Origin of the sequence: Mesorhizobium kowhaii (assembly GCF_003253745.1) — a bacterium.
Lineage (GTDB): Bacteria > Pseudomonadota > Alphaproteobacteria > Rhizobiales > Rhizobiaceae > Mesorhizobium > Mesorhizobium kowhaii.
Genome location: NZ_MZXV01000047.1, coordinates 1 through 5,619 on the forward strand (window position 1 = coordinate 1; position 5,619 = coordinate 5,619).

The 5,619-nt window shown below is 60.3% G+C and carries 3 protein-coding genes and 2 pseudogenes; 2 read left to right on the forward strand and 3 right to left on the reverse strand.

Annotated features, from left to right (window positions below):
- Positions 1–128, forward strand: a pseudogene (locus tag B5V02_RS21200) (IS110 family transposase); the annotation flags it as partial.
- Positions 128–322, forward strand: a pseudogene (locus B5V02_RS21205) (ISKra4 family transposase); the annotation flags it as partial. The pseudogenes B5V02_RS21200 and B5V02_RS21205, both read left to right, overlap by 1 nt.
- Positions 323–503: 181 nt before the next feature.
- Here B5V02_RS21205 and B5V02_RS21210 read toward each other — a convergent pair.
- The 3 genes from B5V02_RS21210 to B5V02_RS21215 form a co-directional block, all read right to left on the reverse strand.
- Positions 504–1,121 carry a 4'-phosphopantetheinyl transferase family protein gene (locus tag B5V02_RS21210; RefSeq protein ID WP_111546063.1) on the reverse strand — a complete coding sequence of 206 codons (618 nt, stop codon included), beginning with the start codon at positions 1,119–1,121 and terminating at the stop codon, positions 504–506.
- Positions 1,102–1,344, reverse strand: a complete 243-nt coding sequence (locus tag B5V02_RS40160) for a hypothetical protein (RefSeq protein WP_146606120.1) — start codon at positions 1,342–1,344, stop codon at positions 1,102–1,104. Before B5V02_RS40160 ends, B5V02_RS21210 begins: the two co-directional genes overlap by 20 nt.
- Positions 1,341–5,619 (reverse strand): non-ribosomal peptide synthetase (locus B5V02_RS21215; protein WP_146606121.1); only part of this gene is annotated, 4,279 nt, incomplete at its 5' end. The genes B5V02_RS21215 and B5V02_RS40160, both read right to left, overlap by 4 nt.

A 5,619-nucleotide genomic window follows, 5' to 3' on the forward strand; every position in this document is an offset into this window, starting at 1 on the left:
TCACCACCGAGCTTTCAAACCAGATCCGGGGGCTCATGAAGACATTTGGATTGCTCGTTCCCGCGGGCAAGGGAAGCACATTCGAAAAGAATGTCCGAAGTCTTCTTGTCGATCAGGACGGGCTCGCTGCCGCCGGTACGGGTCGGGTCGACCGATCTCGAGTTCTCCAGCCGAATCCGCTGCCAACAGCCTCGTCAACGCGCGGATGAACAAGAAACGTCAGATGCGCTGGTCTCCGGCCGGCGCTCACAGGGTCCTTCAAGTGCGAGCAGCCGTCGCCGACGGTCGCTTAAAACAAGCCAAACTCACCCTCGCCGCATGACCCCCACCTTTTTCCCGCTCCCATCGGAACGGCCGCATTCTGACGGTTAAGTGCCAAGCGACACGGGCGAAAACTCAGCGAGGTCGCAGCGACGAGCCGTATTAGACTAGGAAGCCGGATATACGTCAGCAGTTGTGACCATCGATCCTGATTCCGGCCGGCCGTTGCAATCGGGCGGGGTTCATACATCCACACACGACTGTAAGTACGCCAAGCCGATCACATTCTTAGAAGTATGTATCTCCAGAGGAAAGGTACAATTTGACTTCGTCACATGGCCTAAGCGAGCGTACATATCAATTTCAACATCCTGAAATTCAAGAAATTTATTATATATCTGAAAATAAGCTTTATATACCGCTTCCTTCAAAACAAAGATATTCCGCTTCTGAAGCAGACGTAAGTCGTACATCCGTCGCTCGCGCGGAGTAGCAATCAATTCGATTAAGTCCTTCGGCAAGGGGTCGTTCGGTTCAATGTCAATGCCAAGCGTTGCGATCCTTTTCTTCTCTGCAATGGCGGCTGCTGCTACTGTATTGTGGTGAGCCAATGAGCCAACAATGCCGGCTGGCCAGATAGGAACACCAGATCGTGTCTTAGTGATAGGCGTCGGTGGAAATCCCATTTGGCCAAGGAGTGTTCGAGCAATTATTCTAGCAGCACCGCTTTGGCGACGGACTTTGGCAACAGCGGGTCCTAGCGCGGCAACTTCTGAAGAGAACAAGGCGGTTTGGTCGCCGTTTTCTATCGGACGAATCCCGATGAGGATATTCAGTTGATCAGACGGGATAATCTCCACGTATGCTCCTTTCAGCTTTCAAAATACGACGTAAATCGGCAGCCAGCGCCGCATCAGTGGTGGGTCTCAAACACCTCGTCCAGACGATGATCGACAAGAGCCTTTCGATAGCAACGAAGGCCGTCCGCTCCGGGGTCGGTTCCCTATCGGGAAAACCTGCGGAACGGCCGGAAGGAAACGCGAAGTCAATGCCTCGGAAATCGACGTCACCGGCTTCGTTCAATCCCTAGCGTCCACACGACCGAAGGCTCGTGATAAGGCGCGTGCCAGAACTACGCGGTTTTGTGGAACACTCATCAATGTTGCGTGATTGCCGGGGATCGGCAGGGCGCGAACGGCCGCACCTGGAATCTGGTCCCAACCGCGCAGGGGCGAGTTCGCCTCTGGACCTAAGGCTTTATCAGGTGGTACCCGACGACTGAAGAGAGGCTCAATGGCATAAAACTGATGAATCTCAATTGGCAGGGACGGAACTTGATACGACTGCAGCGCCCTATGAAATTGGGCGATTCTTTCAGTCATCAGAACGTCATTATGGAGATCACGATCCGGAGGTATCGCCCCAATTTTCTGCGCCTTTTCAAGCAGCTGAGCAATTGAACATTGTCCAGCAAAGCGTTCCAACACTTCGAAGCTCTCATCATCCAAGGATTCGAAACGTTCCAACACCATATTTCGGACGATCTGAGAGGGGGATATGCTCGATCGATTTGCAAATAACGTAACATCGATGAACGCCATGAAAGACACGGTTTCATCCAGACCCAGTAAGCGCTGGGCTATGGCGTAAGCCAAGATGCCACCCGAGGAGTATCCAGCGAAGCGATATGGACCCTGCGGTTGAATTTCTTTGATCGCGAGGATGACCTGATCAGCTATCGCTTCAAGGGTCAGTGGACGAACTTCATCGAAAGACGGCCATGGCAAAGCATAGACGGGACAGTCTACGTCCATTTCCTTTACCAAACTGGGGACATAGGAACAATCGCCCAAACCTGTGGGAACAAAGAACAGCGGCGGCTGCGAGCCGGTTGCTTGAACGGATATCACTCCCGGATTGCTGGGTTGTGGTTCCAAGTGGATCTTCGATGCAAAGTCCGTCAGAACAGGGGCTTGGAAGAGGTCGGCGGTGCTGAACTTCAGTCCAAGATCTGATGCTCGACTGAGCAGCTGCACCGCCAGGAGCGAATGGCCGCCGAGTTCGAAGAAGTTGTCGTGGCGTCCGACCCGCTCGACACCGAGAAGCTCCGCCCAGATCTGCGCCAGCGCCGTCTCGACCGCGCCGCGCGGCGCCTCATAGGCGGTGCGCGCATAGGCGTCGTCGTCGGGGGCCGGCAGCCCCTTGCGGTCGAGCTTGCCGTTCGGCGTCAGGGGCAGCGCCGATAGCCGCACGAACGCAGACGGCACCATGTAGTCCGGCAGCCGCGCGCCCAGATGCGCGCGCAAGGCGCCGGCAAGCCCGCCTCCATCGTCGTCGTCCGAGCCGGCCTCGGGCGCACACACGACATAGGCGACAAGGTGCTTGTCGCCGGCGCGGTCCTGGCGCGCCACCACCACCGCCTCGCGCACCCAGGCATGCTCGCAAAGCCGCGCGGCGATCTCCCCCGGCTCGATGCGGAAGCCGCGGATCTTCAGCTGGTCGTCGTTGCGGCCCAGAAACTCCAGATTGCCGTCCGGCAGATAGCGCGCCAGGTCGCCGGTCTTGTACAGCCGATCGCCTGCCACAAACGGGCTGGCGATGAACCGCTCCGCCGTCAGCTCGGGGCGGTTCAGGTAGCCACGCGCAACCCCCGCCCCGCCGATATAAAGCTCCCCCACCGCCCCGAACGGTACCGGCCCACCATGACCGTCCAGAAGATAGACCCGCGTGTTCGCAATCGGACGGCCGATCGGGACAACTGGCCTGTTTAATCCAGCGGAATACACCCAGACCGTCGCGTCAACCGTTGCCTCAGTAGGTCCATAAACATTGACAAGCGCCCGCGATGTCAATTGCAGCCATTTAGCAGCTTTCTCATTCCTGAGGAGCTCTCCGCCACAGAATGTGTAGCGTAAACTGCCGCCTTCCTTTTGCCAAACATCGCTATTCCGAAGCAATTCCGAAAGCAGCGATGGAACCAATTGAAGTACCGTCACTCGATATTTGTTTACTACGTTCAGAATTGTTCGAACGTCTAATTGTCTATCCAGGGGGAGAAGAGTCAATTGGGCCCCAATCGACAAGGATGTCCATAGCTCCCAAACCGCGGCGTCAAAAGAGGGGGAGGTCCGCTGCAAGAAAATGTCGTGGGCAGTAAGCCGGAATCGATCCGCCTGCCAATTTGTGTGATTCACCACTCCCCGATGCTCGACCATGACGCCCTTTGGGGTTCCGGTGGAGCCTGAGGTGTAGATGACATAGGCGAGATGGCGCGCGGTCAGGCCGAGGGCGCGCGGGTCGGGATCGCAGGCGGGCAGTTCGGCCCAGGCCGGGGTGGCCATATCCAGTTCGACCACGCTCACATCGGCGAGCGCCTCGGCGCCCAATGCGGCGCGTCCGGCCGCATCGGCCAGCAGCAGGTGCGGGGCGGCCTCGCCGAGAACCTGCCGCAGCCGCTGAGACGGATAGGCCGGGTCCAGCGGCAGATAGGCGCCCCCCGCCTTGAGGATCGCCAAGACACCGACCACCATGGCCGGGCTGCGCTCCACGCAGATCGCCACCGGCTGATCCGGCTTCACACCCAGTGCGATCAGATGATGCGCCAGCCGGTTGGCCCGGGCGTTGAGCTCGCCATAGCTCAGGCGCTCGTCCTCATGGACCACCGCCACCGCCTCCGGCGCCTGGCGCACCTGCGCCTCGAACAGCTCATGGATGCACCGCTCCGACGGATAGGTGGCCGCCGTTCGGTTCAACTCCTCCAGCAGATAGGTGCGTTCATCGGATGACAGCAGCTCGATGCGGCCGACCGGCTGGCCGGCATCGGCAACCATCGCTTGCAGCAGCGCCAGCAGATAACCACGCTGCCGCTCGATCGTCGCCTGATCGAACAGCGCCGTGGCATAACCAAACGTTCCGGCGATCTCCTCGCCATGCTCGCCAAGGCTCAGCTCCAGATCGAACTTGACCTGATCGAGCCCCTCCCCGGCAGCCTCCACGCTCAGCCCCGGCAGGTCCAATGACCCGACGGCATTGTTCTGCCAGGCCAACATCACCTGGAACAGCGGCGTGTGATCAAGATGCCAGGGCGGCTTGATGATCTCCACCACCTGCTCGAACGGCAGATCCTGATGCTCCTGCGCGGCCAGCGCCGTGCGCCGCGTCCGTTCCAGAAGCTCCGACACGCTCGGCTCGCCCGACAGGTCCAGCCGAAGCGCCAGGGTGTTCACGAAGAAGCCGATCAACTCTTCGATCCCGCCCCGGCCTCGATTGGCGCTCGGCACGCCGATCACAAGGTCGTCCTGCCCCGACAGACGCGACAGCACCGCCGCCCAGGCCGCCAGCACCGTCATGAACAACGTCGTGCCATGCTGCCGGCTCAGCCGCCTCAGACCCCGCGTCAGATCCGCATCGATGACAACAGGCACACTGGCACCGGCAAACGACTGCTGGGCCGGCCGCGCACGGTCCGTCGGCAGCGCAAGACGGGCCGGGGCGCCTGACAGGGCGTTGCGCCAATACTGCGCCTGGCTCTGTAGCCGTTCCCCCGACAGCCACTGCCGTTGCCAGGCGGCATAATCCGGATATTGGATCGCAAGCGGCGGCAAAGGATCGTCCTGTCCAGCCTCAAACGCCCGGTAAAGCTGACTGAGTTCACGCACCAGCACGCCCATCGACCAGCCGTCCGAGACGATGTGATGCTGGGTCAGCAGGAAGACGTGTTCCTCATCCGACATCTGGATCAGACGGCCGCGGATCAGCGGCCCGCGCGCAAGATCGAACGGTATGTGCGCCTCTTCATGGCACAGATCCAAAAGCGCCGCCTCAGCATCCGGCCTGTCCCGCAGATCGTGCTCGAGTACCGGCAGTCCCGCATCCGGCGGCAGAACCTCAACCCAGGGCTTGCCCTCCGGTGCGACAAAGACACTGCGCAGCGCCTCATGACGCGCAAACAGACGGTCAAGGCTGCGCTGCCAGGCGCTGCGGTCGAGCAGACCACGCAGCCGCAAGGCCAGCGGAATGTGATAGTTGGTGCTGCCCTCGTCGAGCTGCGCCAAAAACCATAGCCGCTGCTGCGCAAACGACAGCGCAAGCGGCTCGTCGCGCGACACGGCAACAATCGCCGGCAGGTCTTTGCGATCGGCGCGGTTCAACACCTCGACGATGCTTGCCGCCAGATCGGCAAGCACTGGCCTGGCGAACAGCGTCGACAGCGGCAGTTCCACACCAACAGCCCGCGACAGCCGGCTCAAGAGCTGCACCGCCAGCAGCGAGTGGCCGCCGAGTTCGAAGAAGTTGTCGTGGCGTCCGACCCGCTCGACCCCCAGAAGCTCCGCCCAGATCCTGGCCAGCAGCGTCTCG